12 protein-coding genes and 1 pseudogene (1 of these 13 running past the window's edge) are annotated in these 16475 nt (G+C 37.7%); 4 read left to right on the top strand and 9 right to left on the bottom strand.

Annotated features, from left to right (window positions below; translation table 11 throughout):
* From COX77_02270 to COX77_02235, 8 genes and pseudogenes are all read right to left on the bottom strand, one after another.
* Window positions 1–834: pseudogene (locus tag COX77_02270) on the bottom strand (hypothetical protein); it reaches 15 nt to the left of the window's first position.
* A 116-nt stretch (window positions 835–950) separates the two neighbouring features.
* Window positions 951–2300 carry a hypothetical protein gene (locus COX77_02265; protein PIZ99187.1) on the bottom strand — a complete coding sequence of 450 codons (1350 nt, stop codon included), beginning with the start codon at window positions 2298–2300 and terminating at the stop codon, window positions 951–953.
* A 108-nt stretch (window positions 2301–2408) separates the two neighbouring features.
* Entirely contained in the window at window positions 2409–2867 is a 459-nt protein-coding gene (locus tag COX77_02260) for a hypothetical protein (protein ID PIZ99186.1), read from the bottom strand.
* 116 nt (window positions 2868–2983) lie between these two features.
* Window positions 2984–3511, bottom strand: a complete 528-nt coding sequence (locus COX77_02255) for a hypothetical protein (protein PIZ99185.1) — start codon at window positions 3509–3511, stop codon at window positions 2984–2986.
* Window positions 3512–3797: 286 nt separating this feature from the next.
* Entirely contained in the window at window positions 3798–6296 is a 2499-nt protein-coding gene (locus tag COX77_02250) for a DNA gyrase subunit A (protein ID PIZ99194.1), read from the bottom strand.
* Window positions 6297–6324: 28 nt separating this feature from the next.
* Complete coding sequence (locus COX77_02245; protein PIZ99184.1) at window positions 6325–7035, bottom strand: hypothetical protein; 711 nt, start codon at window positions 7033–7035, stop codon at window positions 6325–6327.
* Between the two features lie 4 nt (window positions 7036–7039).
* Complete coding sequence (locus COX77_02240) at window positions 7040–7648, bottom strand: hypothetical protein (GenBank protein ID PIZ99183.1); 609 nt, start codon at window positions 7646–7648, stop codon at window positions 7040–7042.
* 114 nt (window positions 7649–7762) lie between these two features.
* Window positions 7763–8485 (bottom strand): hypothetical protein, encoded by a 723-nt coding sequence (locus tag COX77_02235; protein PIZ99182.1) that lies wholly within the window; start codon window positions 8483–8485, stop codon window positions 7763–7765.
* 217 nt (window positions 8486–8702) lie between these two features.
* Here COX77_02235 and COX77_02230 point away from each other — a divergent pair, with 217 nt between their 5' ends.
* The 4 genes from COX77_02230 (at window position 8703) to COX77_02215 (ending at window position 14676) form a co-directional block, all read left to right on the top strand.
* Complete coding sequence (locus COX77_02230) at window positions 8703–10016, top strand: 30S ribosomal protein S1 (GenBank protein ID PIZ99181.1); 1314 nt, start codon at window positions 8703–8705, stop codon at window positions 10014–10016.
* Between the two features lie 18 nt (window positions 10017–10034).
* Window positions 10035–11849: a cell division protein FtsH gene (locus tag COX77_02225; protein PIZ99180.1), complete on the top strand. Its 1815-nt coding sequence runs from the start codon at window positions 10035–10037 to the stop codon at window positions 11847–11849.
* A gap of 81 nt (window positions 11850–11930) precedes the next feature.
* A complete protein-coding gene (locus COX77_02220) occupies window positions 11931–12905 on the top strand; it encodes a hypothetical protein (protein ID PIZ99179.1) in 975 nt (324 codons plus the stop codon).
* 79 nt (window positions 12906–12984) lie between these two features.
* The gene (locus COX77_02215; protein PIZ99178.1) at window positions 12985–14676 is read left to right on the top strand and encodes a type II secretion system protein GspE; all 1692 of its coding nucleotides are present in this window, start codon (window positions 12985–12987) and stop codon (window positions 14674–14676) included.
* A gap of 276 nt (window positions 14677–14952) precedes the next feature.
* On the opposite strand, the gene COX77_02210 is transcribed toward COX77_02215, so the two are convergent.
* The gene (locus COX77_02210) at window positions 14953–16308 is read right to left on the bottom strand and encodes a hypothetical protein (GenBank protein PIZ99177.1); all 1356 of its coding nucleotides are present in this window, start codon (window positions 16306–16308) and stop codon (window positions 14953–14955) included.
* Window positions 16309–16475 lie beyond the last annotated feature (167 nt).

Here is a 16475-nt window from a genome sequence, read left to right as displayed (position 1 = left end):
CTTTTCTTCACTGGATAATTCTCCTGCTTCAGCCATTTTGATTATACTCATCACAAAATCATCATAACCAGACGGCTGAAAAGTATTGTCTTGATACTGTCCACCAACCAATTTTTTAATTCGTTCAACGGTTATTTCACCATCTTGGGGTTGAAAAATTAAAATCTTACTGTATTGTAAAGCGCCGGGACGAACAACAGATTTCTGACCGTCAAACATTTTCAATCGAACATTTCTACCCACTTGTAAATCTTTATTAGCACTGATAATTATTTCATCAGTACAACCACCGGCCGCACCTAAGTCGTTACAGCACTGTCCATAACGGCCAATTTGAATGGCTTGATCTGAGATCACGTTTTCTAAAAACCGTGATAAAAATTCTGCTACATCACAATTAATGTCCTGCTGCAAAATTGAAGGTAATTGAAAAGTTGCTGACTTATCATAAACCATAATCGACTTACCAGCTGAACGAATTCGACCACCACCTAGCACTACCAGCGGTGATTTTAAAAACTCATCATGATCAAAGGCATAACAGTTATCGTTAACTTTCTCCAATAAAGAAAATCCACGAGTGTCATAATAAGCCTGAACCCGAGAGTCCTGATCGAGCAATATCGGTTGAAAATCTATCTGCATTCTCAAAGCTTGAGCCAATGATTGATAAATATCAGCGTGATAAACATTATCGCCATCATCAGGACTGATCAATAACATTAGATTTCCTTCACTGGCAAATAAAACCCATTTTTGAAACTGGTGAGTTGGTCGCCAGGCTGACATTACTTTCATTTTTTCCGGATCGTCAGTGACAAAAAATAGATGCATACTACTACCTCTTTAATTTGTTTATAAATGTACATTTTTGTTTCTTTTCTCAAATTATTAATGATAACAATCTGAGAGAAGTGGTCGAAATTGTTTAACAATTTCGACCAACTAGTTTATTTGTTAATGAAATCGCTAGCTCGCAGTTCTATCCGTCTACCATCTTCTAATTCTGCTTCATAAGCGCAATCTCTTGTCAGTTGCCGTGTTTCCTTACTGGTAACTAAATAGACAACCCACTCGTGTTGCTTACCGCGTTCAGCAGCAGCATCAATCTGAGCTTTAATAACCAATACTGCTCGACCTACATCTGCGCGAACTAATTCTTCAGCAACTTCTGATCGGCTATAAGGAACTTCCCTGCCTGAAGGCCCAACTGATAGTTGACCACTCATCTTGCGGAAATTAATATAATCTGGATAAGTCCCATTTTTTCGCCAGTGCAAATCCAGAAGTCTTTGCTTTTCTGACCGAAAACGTTTAGTGAAATCTTTTTGCTCTTGGTCGGATAAAACCGGGAAATTAACTGTGATACTTTCTTTCGTCTTGGGTAAATCAAATGTCCGATTTATTTTTCTCCTACTACTTTCTAATTTCACCGAAACTTTTTGATCATCGACAGAAATCACTTCCGCTTTTTCATAACGAGCTCCAGGATCGTCATTACTAGCCGAATAACCGTCACGCCACTTGAAGTATTCACTTTTACTATTACCATCACGATAAATAGTAAAGGTAACACCGTACTCACAACCAGCGCGATAGTAAGTTTCATCATTGATCACTAGACCGATGTGGTTTTCCCGATCACAATCAGCGAAAGTTACTCGCTCAATACGTGCTAACAAGCGAACGAAGTCTTCCATCTGCTCATAAGCTGACTCACCCTTATCGACTAATTTTGCAATAGCTTCAGTAATTCTTCTTTTGGCCGATATATCATCTCGTAAACCAACGATTTCATCTTGCAGGGCTTTTTGCTGAGTGTAATCAGTACCGGATTTTAATCTAGCCAGTGCTTCCTCAAAAACTTCTTTAGGAACACCATAGACTCGATCGCCATAAGAATTGATAAATTTTTGGACGCCGGCTAATTCCACATTTTTCTTACCCCGATGACAACCACCACAACTCGTAGGGCTCTTATAACCAAATGTGCCCTGGCAACCGGATAATATTTTTTTGCCGTACAGATATTTTCCCAACACCAATTTTTCATCATCAGCTAAAGTAGCGAGGAATAGCAGTATTTCGTCAATTTTTTGTCCACGAACCTCATCTTGATCTTCGCCGATTGCTTGAAATTCTGTCATTAAAGCGGCTAGTTTATTTTGCGCTAATTGTTCAACAAACTCTTCGTCAGACTGCTCTTTTTTCTGAGTTAATTGTTTTAGCTGTGTTGTTTTATCACTCAATTCTTCGCGGGCTTTGGTGATAGCAGCAACTAATTGTTCGTACTTACTCATGGGATACTCCTTTTTGTTTATTAATGTACTTTTTTGTTTCTTATCTCAGGTCATTAATCATAACAACCTGGGAAAAGTGGAGAAGCGTTTGACGTTTCTCCAAAGATTTTAAAATAATGCTTGTTCGTCCAAATTTGATACTTGATTAAAAAAGATCGATCCATAGAAACTAACAAAATCTTCACCGGTCAATATTCGATATAATAACTGAAATACTTTTTGCGCCCGTAGACATTCAAACCATCCCTGCTGCTTTACCTGATTAATCGCTCTTTTACCATAATAACCATATTGGCTCTGATAGTCAGCAACTCGCTTATCATAATGCTCAATTAGCACTTGAATGATTTCTTTTTGCACGGTTATGTCTTCTTTTTTAACCATCTTTTTCAAAAGCTCCAATGATGGTATATTTTCTGACTGTAAATCATCCACGGTATAATCGAAAATGTAATCAGTTAAAGAACTAGCAATTTCCGGAGAACTAATAATCCCCTTATTATTTAGCAGCTGACAATACTCTTCTTTCGAATAAGTAGGGTTAAGAAAAACTGTTTGAACTTTCATTATCTTCCTTTCGTTTGTTTATCAATGTACTTTTTTGTTTCTTATCTCAAAACATTAAATATTAATGATTTGAGATCAGGGCAGAAACTTTTTTAAAAAGCTTCTGCCGGATTTTATTAATTCAATGGATAGCCAATTTGTTCGTATTTGCGAACAACTTGTTTGATCTCCACGCGACCAAGGACTGTTGCTAACTTATGACAGTAATACTGGGTGACTTTAGTTAGGTCATAAATGCCAATCTTATTTTTTTCTCGACCATAACGCCAAGAATAAAATCGAGGAAATGCTTTTTCGTCAATCCAATCATTGGATGTTTGTATCAATGTTCGGTGATAACTTGGTGACACGTCCTGATCCCAGTTCCTGCCATAGCTATCCTGAAGATGAGCAATTTTTTTTATTTCCGTCTTACTTAGTGGTGTTGATACATAAAACTGATACAGGTAATCACTGTTAATAAAGGAAATCCAGTAATACTGCTGATTAAGACTATCAGTAATTGTTCCCCAGGCAATAAATGTTCGTGGATACGGATACTGACTATTATTTGGAAAAACTGCGAGTAATGAGCTTTTAGCCGGATCAGTAAATTGAAATCCCCTTAAGTTCTGCGCGTAAATTGCTACGCTACATAACAGCATGATAAAGACAATCCATTTTTTCATGTCTAACCTTTCTTTGTTTATGAATGTACTTATTATTAGAAACAACTAAACATAACACATCTGTAATAATATGTCAATAGATATTATAAGATATTCGTACATAATTAATAGTATTGTGCTAAAATTAGCCAATAAATAATTAATTATATTGTCCGTAATTTATATAAACCTATAATATATATTCCGTTTTGTAGTAATCAAAACCACTGCCCTGTACCATACGGTACAGGGCAGGATTTTACTATTTTACTCCAAAAATCAACTATAAATAGGTAACATTTGAGGCTTTGTCATTAACCTCTTTAAATCTCATCAGTCTTACTCCCTGAGTATCGCGACCAATAATATTAACGGACTTCAGCTTTAGTCTAATCACTTGCCCTTGCTCAGAAATGATAATGATATCATCACCTTCTCGGTGAGTACTAACAATGAAGCCTGAGACAATTTCTCCGGTCTTGGGAGTTATCTTAGCTGTCCGAATACCAGTACCGCCACGATGCTGTACTTTATAAGATGTTAAACTAGTGCGTTTACCATAACCATTAGCCATGACAATGAGTAGTTGCTCGCCACTACCTACTTTACCATTATCCAAAATATCCATACCAACAACCTGATCCTTTCCTTTCAAACGAATACCACGAACACCAGCGGCATTGCGTCCCATTTCCCGGACATCCTCTTCTTTGAATCTGATCGCTTGTCCTTTGGCTGTAACCAAAACAACATTGTCTTTACCGGTTGACGGTTTAATCCATTGTAATAAATCGTCGCCTTTCAGCTTAATCGCAATCAAACCCGAACGACGAACATTATTAAAGGAATCAAGTCTGACTTTCTTAATAAAGGCTTGTCTGGTCACCATTACCAAATGCTTATAGGTACTTAAATCTTCCGTGGAAACAATCGCTGTTACTTTTTCTTCTGGCGCTAATTGCAAAAAGTTTACTACTGCCTGCCCTTTGGCTTGGCGACCGCCAGTTGGTACTTCATAAGTCTTGAGCTTGAAAACCCGCCCCCGACTGGTAAAGAACATTAGATCGGCATGCGTATTGGTAGAGAAGAAATGTTCTACCATATCTTCTTCTTTGGTAGTTAAGCCAATGACGCCCTTGCCGCCACGGGATTGAGTACGGAACGTATCTGGTGGCAAACGTTTAATGTAGCCATCGCGCGTCACCATTACTACTGTAGCTTCATTGGGTATCAAATCTTCCGTGGATAATTTATTGACTGCTGACTTAACGATCTTGGTACGGCGATCATCACCGTACTTTTCTCTGATTTCCGCCAATTCTTTTTTAATAATAGCTCTGATCTTCGCCACGCTAGCCAAAATCGCTATCAAGTTTTTGATCAGTGCTTTCTTTTCCTTTAATTCCGTTTCTACTCTTACCCGCTCCAAATTTGCCAGTTGTTGCAAGCGCATTTCCAAAATAGCCACCGCTTGACGATCGGATAGTTTGAATTTACTCATTAAATTAACCTTGGCTTCGTCCTTATCTTTGGACTTACGAATTAAGGCAATAACCTTATCAATATCGTGTAAAGCCAAAACTAATCCCTCAAGAATATGAGCACGATCCCGAGCTTTATCTAAATCATATTGTGTTCGTCGCTTGATAACTTCCTCACGATGTTTAATATACTCTTGTAAAAACATTTTTAAAGTTAGTACTTTCGGCTGAATACCGTCAATCAAAGCCAACATGTTAACGTGAAAACTGGTTTGCAGAGCGGTATGCTTATACAAACTATTTAGTACTTTCTTGGGATAGGCGTCTTTCTTCAACTCAATCACCACTCGTACGCCATGACGATCGGATTCATCACGTAAATCGCGAATACCATCAATCTTTTTATCTTTTACCAAATCAGCAATCTGCTCCAGCATCGTGGCTTTATTTACCTGATATGGTATCTCGGTAACAATGATATTGTAACTATCACCTTTTGTCTCCACGATCTCAGCTTGACCACGCATCACGATTGATCCCTTACCTGAAGCATACATGGATTTAATCTCATTAATATCATAAATCACACCACCGGTGGGAAAATCAGGACCCTTAACAAACTCCATTAAATCATCAATAGTAGCTTCTGAATTATCGAGTAAATAAGTAATAGCATCAACTAGCTCCGTCAAATTGTGCGGCGGGATGGAAGTAGACATACCAACGGCAATACCCATAGAACCATTTAATAATAGATTGGGTAATCTACCAGGCAGTACTGCTGGCTCTTTCTGCGTACCATCATAGTTAGGAATAAATTTAACTGTATCACGATCAATGTCTAATAATAATTCTTCAGCCACTCCCATCAGCTTGGCTTCTGTATAACGCATAGCGGCAGCAGAATCACCGTCCATAGAGCCAAAGTTACCTTGGCCATTAACCAAACGATAACGCATCGCAAAGTCCTGGGCCATTCTCACCATGGAATCATAAACTGCAGAATCACCATGAGGATGATATTTACCAAGCACCTCACCAACGACTGTTGCTGATTTTCTAAACTTAGCGCTAGCCTTCAAGCCAATATCCCACATCGCATAAAGAATACGACGATGAACTGGCTTCAAACCATCACGAACATCGGGTAAAGCGCGTTGGACGATAACGCTCATCGCATAGTCTAAATAGGAAGTTTCCATTTCCTCCACAATAGACAAGTCTTGCACGCCACCAACTCGTTGATCTAGTAGCTCTGGTTGTATTGATTTGCTCTTACTATGAGGCTTGGCTTTACCCATAGCATCACGTTTATTTTTTCTCGCCATATTAGTTTATTGTTGAAATTATTAATTTAACTATTTGTTCATCTAAGTTATTCTGCTGATACTGGAGCCAATTAATCTGCCCACCACGCCACACTAAATTCGTCTCTTGATCAGGTATTCTCTTCACTAATTGATAAACTTTCATAGGCTCTGCCCCGGCTAAGAGAAAATAATCTACCCACTCACCCACTTGACGCTGCTTTTGTTGCTCCAGCCAGACTGCCAACTCGCTACCACTGAGATTATCTGGCAAATCTTTACTCTGAGCATAAACTTCAATCCTTATTCTTTCCTGACCATCTTCGCGAGCGATGATGGTATTATCACTCTTCTCTACCTGCCAAGTTTTGGGATACTGAAAATTAATGATGTCGCTTTTAAACTCGAGCCAATCAGCTAACAACGTTTCTTTTTTTCTTTTTTCAATTTCGGCTAAAACATCAGTGGTAATACTCTTAGCTTTTAACTGATCAACCTGCTCCGTTAAAGAATTAGTTAAATTTTCTAGACTGGCGGTGTTACCCAGCAAACGTTGGTTTAAAATATCATGATCGGATTTTATTTTATTCAAAAAATTTTGCCACGACTTACTTTTCTCATCACTGCTGATATTAGCCGTCTGCCATCGCCAACTAACCAACCAACCGCACAGTATCAAAAAAAATATAATAACACTGATAAATACTAATTTCTTTTTATCTTTCTTATTCATCTTGTTAGTTGGCAGTTAAAACAATCATTTTCATTTCATCTTGCGGTATATCCTTGTGCTTAATAGATAATTTGTCCATCGTCTCATACTTGACTCCCATTTGTTTCTTAAATTCATCCAAACCATCTACTTTTTCTTTCAATCCCGGAATTAAATAATTAATCGGGATAACAATTTTCGGCTCTATCTGATTGACCAGCTCGGCAGCTTCCTTGGCCGTCAAGCCATCACCACCGCCAACAGGAATAGCCAAAATATCTACTTCTTCCAGTAATTCTAGCTGCTTGGCATCCAACTCGTTTTTCTTGATTTTGCCAATTATTGCAATGATTGTACCGCCAATCTCTACCTGATAGGAAGTAACTTGACTGCCATTGCCTGGTAAGCCACTAATAAAAACTCCCTTGATCTCATATTCACCAGGCGCGTCAATCATAAACTTATCACCGCTAATTGAAGATGACGGATTGCGATATTCTTCACTAGTTAATAATAAAATATCAGCGCCCATGCGTGGGGATTTCAGACCACCAGATTGAAAGGGATCAACAGCAATAGTAATGCCATTTTCTTGAATTTTGAGACAGGTTTTACCGTACCAATATAGGTTCATAAATTATAATATTATTCAATAAAAAAACGCCTTTTAGCGTCTTAATTTTAACATATTCAATAGACAAAATCAACCTTGAGGTTTTACCCTCAAGGTTGAAAGAAATTGATGCAATTACCAAACTATTTCTCGAGCACGATAGTGGTTACCATGTTCTGTTTCAGAAAAATTATCAATAACTAAACTTTCGTCTTGCCAACGATCGCGCCAATGAATATGAATAACCCTATCAAAAATTACATCGTCAGTCTCCCTAAAACAACGAGACCCGCTGCAGATAGTTGGATTTTCCAGATCTAAATGATGACCTGTTTCTTGGTAATATTTGAGTTCAAATATTAATCTTTCCAAAACAGTCATTGTTGCTATTTTTTTCATGCGTAAATCATTTGCCGACATCCCGATTAACTCTTTGTCTGATTCTACTCGATCATGAACCCAGATGGCATAGGTAACAACATTTTCCCGAGCATTGGTGGCGATAATACTATTAATGTTTTTGGCAATATAAAACCAGCAGGTGAAAAACGATTTACAAAATTCTAAAACTTTTTTAGTGGTTATATTGCCAGGGATTACCAAAAGACGATCAAAGCCATTTTTCTTAATTGGTATTCTTATACCCGTAATATCAATCTTGATCCCAAGTTTTTCCCAAAATTGTTGCCACTCAAATAGAATCAACTCAGCTTGATCATGCCCCAATGCGATAAATTGCTGGGCTATTTCATTGCTTTTACTAGCAATTACCTTTTGTGCCAAGGCGTCGTTTAAACCAGCTTTTTCCATAGCCAGTAAAAATTCATGTTCCTTATGCACGGATAATGTTCGGCTCATAGTTTTCACTACACACCGTCCTTTCGCGTTTGGTGATTAAATAATTTAAAGAACTACCTATATTTATACATAAAATTATATTTTCGTCAAGACTAAGGCAAGATTCAACTCCCGGAGATGGCAACTCCGGGAGTTGAATCACAAACTCTTGCCAAAATTAGATAAATATTGTAAGCTTAGTTGGCTTTTTTTAACTAATCACTTCGTCCCAAGGACGATGCCTAAAATGGTATTTTGGGTTAATTTAAACATTATTATGACAAAAAAAACAATAGTAGACGAAAACAAAAAATCAACTTCTAAAATGGCCCTCCTCCTAGAACAGGAAAAAGATGCTATCAAAATTCCACAGATCGGAGACTTGGTAGAAGGAACGGTCATTAGTCTCGGTAAAAATGAAATTCATTTAGATATCAATAATTTAACCACTGGTGTGGTTCGTGGTAAAGAAATTTGGGACGAATCCGGTGAGTTAAATAATGTCAAATTAGGCGACTTGGTAGCCGCCACTGTAATTGAACTAGAAAATGAAAATGGCTTAATCGAACTTTCTTTCCGTTTTGCCGGTCACAAAAAGGCTTGGGAAAGACTGGAGCTATTAATGAAGTCTGGCGAAATCGTCATGGCTAAAGTTATTGACGCCAATAAAGGCGGTTTGATGATCAAGGTTGGTAATGTTATTGGTTTCTTACCAGTATCACAGCTAACAACAGAAAATTATCCTCGCGTTGAGGGTGGTGACAAAAATAAAATATTATCACACCTCAAAGAATTCATTGGTAAAGAAATTAAGAGTAAAGTCATTGACGTCAATGAGGCCGATGAAAAACTTATCGTCTCGGAAAAAGCTGCTTGGGAAGAAAAGCAAAGCGCCGCGATGTCCAAATATAAAGTTGGTGACCTGGTTGAAGGAGTCGTTACTGGCGTTGTTGACTTTGGTGCTTTTGTGGAGTTTGGTGACAATCTGGAAGGCTTAGTTCATATTTCCGAACTAGCTTGGCAAAGAATTGACGACCCTCGTGAAGTGATTCGCATTGGTGACAAAATCAAAGCAGCGATCATCGCCATTGAAGATACCAAAATATCTTTATCCATCAAAAAATTACAAAATGATCCTTGGCATGATGTTGATACTAAATACAAAACCGGCCAAAAGGTAAAAGCCAAAGTGCTAAAAATCAATCCCTTTGGCGCCTTTGTGGAGCTAGACACTGACATTCATGGCCTAGTGCATATTTCCGAGCTATCGGTTAATGACATTGAGGATCCTAAAGAAGTTGTCCAAGTTGGTGAGACTTATGATTTTGAAATTATTTCTATTGAATCAAAAAATCACCGTCTTGGTTTGTCTTTAATTGGTTCACAAAAAAAAGCGACTAAGAAAAAAACGCCAACCAAAAAAGCTGCCAAGGAAGATACGCCAACCGAGGAACCAAAAGTAGAAGAAACAACTGCGGAAGAACCAAAGACTGAAGAGCCAAAAACTGAGGAAGTAACAACCGTGGAGCCAAAAATAGAAGAGGTTAAATAATAATTTAACTACTAATATATGAAACAAAATAATATTACCAAGAATTTCTTAATATTCTTTTTGGTATTGCTGGTGGTGGCTAGTCTCTTAAGTCTCTACAATCAAAAAGCTGACACCAAAGAAGCGATATCACTAAACCAGTTAATTAATTACATCAACGAGGAAAAGGTTAATAGTATTACTGTTAATCGTGATGATTTGCTCGTTAAACTAGCTGATGGTAGTGAAAAAACAGCGCGCAAAGAAAGTGCTGAATCACTAACCAATACTCTGAAAAACTATAATGTCAACGCTGATAAAATTAATAAAATAAACCTTACGGTAACAACCGATCAAAATGATAGTATTTGGCTGACAATAGTTGTGCCTTTTGTTTTACCGGTTTTATTAATTGGTTTATTTATTTTCTTTATGCTCCGCCAAGTACAAGGCGCTAACAATCGAGCCATGTCCTTTGGTCAAGCGGGAGCTAAAATTAACCCCTTAGGAAAAAACAAAGTAACTTTCAATGATGTTGCTGGCGCTCAAGAAGCTAAACAAGAATTGGGTGAAGTGGTTGAATTTTTACGTAATGCTAATAAATTTATTCTCCTTGGGGCAAAAATACCAAAAGGCATTCTATTGCTCGGTTCACCTGGTACTGGTAAAACACTTTTAGCCCGCGCTGTAGCCGGTGAGGCCAAGGTACCTTTCTTTCACATCTCGGGATCGGAATTTGTCGAAATGTTTGTCGGCGTCGGCGCGTCTCGTGTTCGCGATCTTTTTAAAAAAGCTAAAAAGATGGCGCCATGTATCGTCTTTATTGATGAAATAGATGCTGTTGGTCGCCGTCGCGGTACTGGACTTGGTGGCTCACACGATGAACGCGAACAAACACTGAACCAAATTTTGGTGGAAATGGATGGCTTTGAACAAAATACTAATATTATTGTCATGGCCGCCACCAACCGTCCCGATGTCTTAGATCCTGCACTGCTCCGCCCGGGTCGCTTTGACCGTCAAGTAATCATTGATTTACCAGACATCAAAGAGCGTGAAGCCATTCTTAAAATCCATTCTCTGAATAAACCACTGGCACCAGAAATAGTATTAAAAACTATTGCCCAAAGAACACCTGGCTTAGCTGGCGCTGACTTGGCTAATATTTTAAACGAAGCTGCCATTCTGGCCGGTCGCGAAAATCGTAAAATTATTTTAAATGAGGATTTATTAGAGGCTTTGGAAAAAGTTACTATCGGGCCACAACGCAAGAGTCATATTTTATCCGACTCCGAAAAAAAGATTACTGCTTATCATGAAGCTGGTCATGCCTTAGTAGCTCATTTAATTCCTGAAGCTGACCCGGTGCACAAAGTATCTATTATTTCTCGCGGTCGCGCGGCAGGCTATACCATGAAACTGCCGGATGAGGATCGTTATCTTAATTCTTACTCTCATTTTATCGCTGAAATCGCCGTCTTATTAGCCGGTCGTACTGCTGAACAAGAGATCTTTCACGAAGTTACAACAGGTGCCAGCAATGATCTCAAAAGAGCCACCAAAATAGCTTTGGATCTGGTAACGCAATACGGCATGAACAAAGAGTTGGGTCCCCGCACTTTTGGCCAACGCGAAGAAATGATATTTCTTGGTAATGAGATTCACGAACGCCGTGATTACAGTGAAAAAACCGCTGAGCGCATTGATCACGAGGTGTCTAATATTATCAACGACTGCCAACAAACCGCCAAAAAATTGATCATCGAACACCACCGGCAATTAGAAAATATTGCACAAACGCTCTTAGCTAAAGAAACTATCGAAAAAGAAGAGTTTAATACACTTTTCGTCTAAAACTAATTTTGTGTTATAATTAAGGTGGGTAAATTCATTTTACTCACCTTAATTTATTTAGTTAATAATAGGGGGAAAAATATGAACTCACTTTATCGTACAATATTAACCAAGGCTTGGTCATTCACTAAGAAATATAAATCTTTATGGCTCCTTGGTCTTTTTTTATCACTCCTCGGTAACGCTGCTGAGTATCAAAATTTATTTACCCAATTTGATCGACTAAAAAATAATCCCAATACTTACGAATCAGTCATCTATTATATTAATCTTTATAGCCAGGCACTTTATAACTGGTGGCAGATGCCCTTGGTGAATTCGCTGGCGGTATTTTTGATCTTCCTATTTTTCATTTTAATAGTTTTTATTATTTTTGGCTTAGCCTTTATCTCGCAAGCTGGCATTATCAAAGCAGTTGAAAACGATGATACTGGTAAAAAAATAACGTTAAAAAATTGTTTTATTGAGGGCGCAAATCATTTCTGGTCAGTAGTTGGTATTAATGTTCTGAGCAAAGCATTGATCTTTATCGTGCTAACACTTTTTGTCACACCCCTGATCTCCACGCTACTAGTTAATAAAAGCAGTGGTGGTGTAATATTGGCCTTCATAACACTGATCGTCTTCGTGCCAATTTCTATTATTATCGGTTTTGTCAGTAAATACGCTGTTGCTTATTTAATCATCCAAAAACAAAAGATGTGGCCAGCGTTCGTTAATGGCTGGCGACTGTTCGTTGCTAATTGGCTGATCAGTATTGAAATGGCTTTTTTTGTCTTGATTATTAACTTATGCCTAGTCTTTGTTGTTTCGCTTCTAGCTCTTCTGATTGTGTCACCACTGATGTTAATTGGTATGGCTTCCTACTCCAGCTCTGCTCTGGGCATTATCATCGGTATTTGCCTAACGATCGTTATTATCATTTTTATCTTTGCGGGTGCCGTATTTAGTACTTGGCAAAATACTGCCTGGACCATGCTTTTCTTACGTTTAGAAACGGGAAAGGCGTTACCTAAAATTATTCGTTGGCTAGCTAGCAAACTACTAAAAAAATAATAATAAATCTACGGTTTTCCTGGCACGCCCCTGTTTTTCTTGAGCGTGCCTTAATTATTATAAACTAATAGACCCAATCATGGACGATGATCAAAAAATCAAAATAACTGTCACAACTGATGAAAATAAAGAGATATTGGATGCTAAGCTCCGAGCGATTGAAGAGGGGTCGGTAGAAAAAAATACCGAGGCTTTAGCGCGCAGCAAAGGATTTAACTATATGAATCTCAAGGGCTACCCTGTTTCTACTGATGCTCTAGCTTTGATTCCCAAAAAAGATGCCGAAGAAAAAAATATAGTTTGTTTTTTCTACTCCGGTGAAGAAATTAGATTTGGCGCTATTCACCCAGAGCTACCAGCAACTCAAGAATTCTGCCAAAGTATCGCTGAGAAGGTTCGGGCTCATTATAAAATTCTGAACATCTCAGAGATTAGCATGAAAGTTGCCCTGAAAGCTTACGATAATGTTCCGCGAGTTATGAAGCAAGATTCGGGCGTCAATATTTCGGAAGAGGATTTGCAAAAACTACAAAAACAGTTTGATAATAAAGAGGATTTGCAAAAAGTGATCGCACAGGTAAAAGTTACCGAATTGGTAACACTGATTATTGCCAGTGCACTAAAGTTTGACACTTCTGATATACATTTGGAGGCGGAAGAAAAAAATGCCAAACTGCGACTGCGTATTGATGGCGAACTAGCAACCGTCGCTACTATACCCAAAGAGCTTTTTCCTAAAGTCAGTTCCCGCATTAAATTACTGTCTGATTTAAAAATCAATTTAAATAATGTACCACAAGACGGACGTTTTACTATTTTCTTAGCTAAAGATAAGATTGACGTTCGTGTTTCTACGATGCCGACTTCTTATGGTGAATCGATCGTCATGCGACTACTTAAATCGTCATCCGTAGGACTACAATTTGAAGATCTTGGTTTGCGCGGGCGCTCTTTTAAAGATTTGGAATTCAATATTAAAAGACCTAATGGCATGATCATCACCACTGGTCCAACCGGTTCTGGTAAGACGACCACTCTTTATGCTATTCTCAACAAATTAAACAATGACGCTACTAAAATAATTACTTTGGAAGATCCTATTGAATACAAACTATCTGGTATTAACCAGAGTCAAGTAGACCCACGGCGTGGCTATAATTTTGCTGCTGGTTTGCGCTCGATCTTACGTCAAGATCCTGATATTGTTATGGTAGGCGAAATTCGTGATCTGGAAACTGCCGAAACAGCTATCAACGCCGCCCTCACTGGCCACTTAATGATTTCTACCATTCATACCAATAGTGCCGCCGGTGCCATCCCCCGCTTTCTTGCTATGGGTGTTAAGCCATTTCTACTAGCGCCAGCGATCAATGCCGTCATGGGACAAAGACTGATCAGAAAATTGTGCCCTCATTGTCGTGAAGAGTATATACCAGAACCAGAAGTACTAGCGCGGATTAATAAATTATTAGAGGAAATTTCTCCGGCCTCAGGTGATACTTTGACTAGAGAGCAAATAGATCAGCTGAAATTTTATCGACCTAAGGGTTGTGCTAAATGTAATCACGGCTATAAGGGCAGAATTGGCGTTTATGAGATTATGACGATGAATGAAAAGGTAGAGCAAATGATTTTATCTGGTAAGGTATCGGAATATGATGCCCAAAAAATTGCTGTTGATATTGGTATGGTAACCATGGTCCAGGACGGTCTACTAAAAGCCTCTCAGGGCATCACTTCAGTAGAGGAAGTATTTGATAAGACTGAATAGTATTGACAAAATCAATAACCCCTGATAAGCTAACAGATTCGTTCATAACATAAAGGTTGTAAAATGAAAAAAAACCTCAAAATACAACTTATTACCGATAAAACAAAGAAGGCGTTAATCGACACGTTAACAGCTCGTGATTATACTAAAATCGAGTTTTTAACAGACTGTGTTAAAGTCATCGATCCCAAAGGCAAGATTAAAAAGATTGCCTATAAATACCTTCAATAAAAAGACCGTTCCCCTGAACGGTCTTTCCTTTAAATAAAAGCCGGATTAATTCAACAAATTCTTAAAAACAATTAACTCATTCAAAACATGCTGCTTATTTTCTTTACTCATAATACTAGTAACATAGTTACTAACTAGATTCTTATCATAATCCTGAGCTACGTGCCAAAGGACTGGTAATACTATCTCACAAAAATTATCAGTGCTGACGGTTAATTTTCTACTCAGATTAGTGAGGGTTTCTTCATCTAAACTATCACTCTTTATCTTTTCTTCCAGTGCCAGCATTACTTCTTGATAACGAAGATTTTTTTTCATTACTTGAAATGTTTTTTCCCAAACCGTTATCCGCTGTTCGGTTTTTAAGGATCGTTGTTCTTCTTTTGATCTGGTTAAACAAACATAACGATTATAAAGCTCATTTTCCGGCACGTGTTCTTCGTCAAGATTAACAAAAAGATTTGCTGTCTGGTCATCGTGCATCATATCTCGTTGCCAGGCGGAACCAAAATCAATTAAATAAATATCATCAATAGCCCCCTGCTGATCATTACTTACCATAATATTTCTTTCATGTTGATCATTGTGTCGAAAACCGTTTTTTTCAAATAAATTCAAGGTGTTTTTGAGACGTTGCCAAATAGGCTGTGGTAAAATCGGATTGTTTGGTAATTTTTGTAAATAATCAATAATCCTTCTTCGATTATCGTTATACACTTTGATCATTTCGTAATTACGGGCACCCTCGTCAGTTGCTTTACCACCAGGTACATGGAAATTAAAAACTGAGGCCACAGCATCTTTAATATCATCCCAATGCAATTGATCACCATCAGTCGTTAGTTCTTGTTTTAGATGCACCAGCTCAGAGTGATTCTTAATAATTATTTTATATAAATACGTAATTAAGTCATAACCATCAATTAAATCCATAATTAAAATATCCACCTTATTCAAATTGGTGTTAATATTATTCGCTTCCAACATGCTTTTTACCTCTGGGTTGTGTAAGGTAATTTCTTTGTGTAGTAATAATTCTGGTATCCGTACAAAATCTTCCTTATTCTCTTGGCTATTTATTAAATCATAAGCATACTTATGCATTAAGGCTTCGCGCTTACCACTCCCAGGAGAATATATCTTTAATATTTTAGTAGCTAATTTTTCTCGTTCCGCAATATTTATATGCGGATTTATATCCTGCAGCAAAGTTAAAAATGATTCCGGTAAAGATAATAAATTTAACTCAGCAATAACGCCGTTATTACCTTCATTAATCCTTCTAATTTCCCGTAATAAATTAAATTCAAATAACGCTTCTACCTCGCCCTCTTCAATATGACCACCATCAATAGCGTGTTCAATTTTTATATTTTCCACGGATTGAATATTCTTTTCCATTTTATTAATAAAATAATAATTAATAAATTGCTAATATTCATATAATAACAAAAAAAACGACATTTGTCAATAAATTTAGGTAATGTGCACACACATATTGCACTTTCTAGTAAACTAGGGCTATATGTCAAAAACTATGCCAAAATCAACACAAGAAGAAAAATATA

This window comes from Candidatus Komeilibacteria bacterium CG_4_10_14_0_2_um_filter_37_10 (assembly GCA_002793075.1).
Taxonomy (GTDB): domain Bacteria; phylum Patescibacteriota; class Patescibacteriia; order UBA1558; family UBA1558; genus UM-FILTER-37-10.
This window is presented reverse-complemented; position numbering and strand designations above follow the sequence as displayed.

Bases quoted from the DNA above. Each gene is read 5' to 3' on its own strand.
- COX77_02265 (PIZ99187.1), bottom strand. From the start codon at position 2,300: ATGAGTAAGTACGAACAATTAGTTGCTGCTATCACCAAAGCCCGCGAA.
- COX77_02260 (PIZ99186.1), bottom strand. From the start codon at position 2,867: ATGAAAGTTCAAACAGTTTTTCTTAACCCTACTTATTCGAAAGAAGAG.
- COX77_02255 (PIZ99185.1), bottom strand. From the start codon at position 3,511: ATGCTGTTATGTAGCGTAGCAATTTACGCGCAGAACTTAAGGGGATTT.
- COX77_02250 (PIZ99194.1), bottom strand. From the start codon at position 6,296: ATGGGTAAAGCCAAGCCTCATAGTAAGAGCAAATCAATACAACCAGAG.
- COX77_02245 (PIZ99184.1), bottom strand. From the start codon at position 7,035: ATGAATAAGAAAGATAAAAAGAAATTAGTATTTATCAGTGTTATTATA.
- COX77_02240 (PIZ99183.1), bottom strand. From the start codon at position 7,648: ATGAACCTATATTGGTACGGTAAAACCTGTCTCAAAATTCAAGAAAAT.
- COX77_02235 (PIZ99182.1), bottom strand. From the start codon at position 8,485: ATGAGCCGAACATTATCCGTGCATAAGGAACATGAATTTTTACTGGCT.
- COX77_02230 (PIZ99181.1), top strand. From the start codon at position 8,703: ATGCCTAAAATGGTATTTTGGGTTAATTTAAACATTATTATGACAAAA.
- COX77_02225 (PIZ99180.1), top strand. From the start codon at position 10,035: ATGAAACAAAATAATATTACCAAGAATTTCTTAATATTCTTTTTGGTA.
- COX77_02220 (PIZ99179.1), top strand. From the start codon at position 11,931: ATGAACTCACTTTATCGTACAATATTAACCAAGGCTTGGTCATTCACT.
- COX77_02215 (PIZ99178.1), top strand. From the start codon at position 12,985: ATGGACGATGATCAAAAAATCAAAATAACTGTCACAACTGATGAAAAT.
- COX77_02210 (PIZ99177.1), bottom strand. From the start codon at position 16,308: ATGGAAAAGAATATTCAATCCGTGGAAAATATAAAAATTGAACACGCT.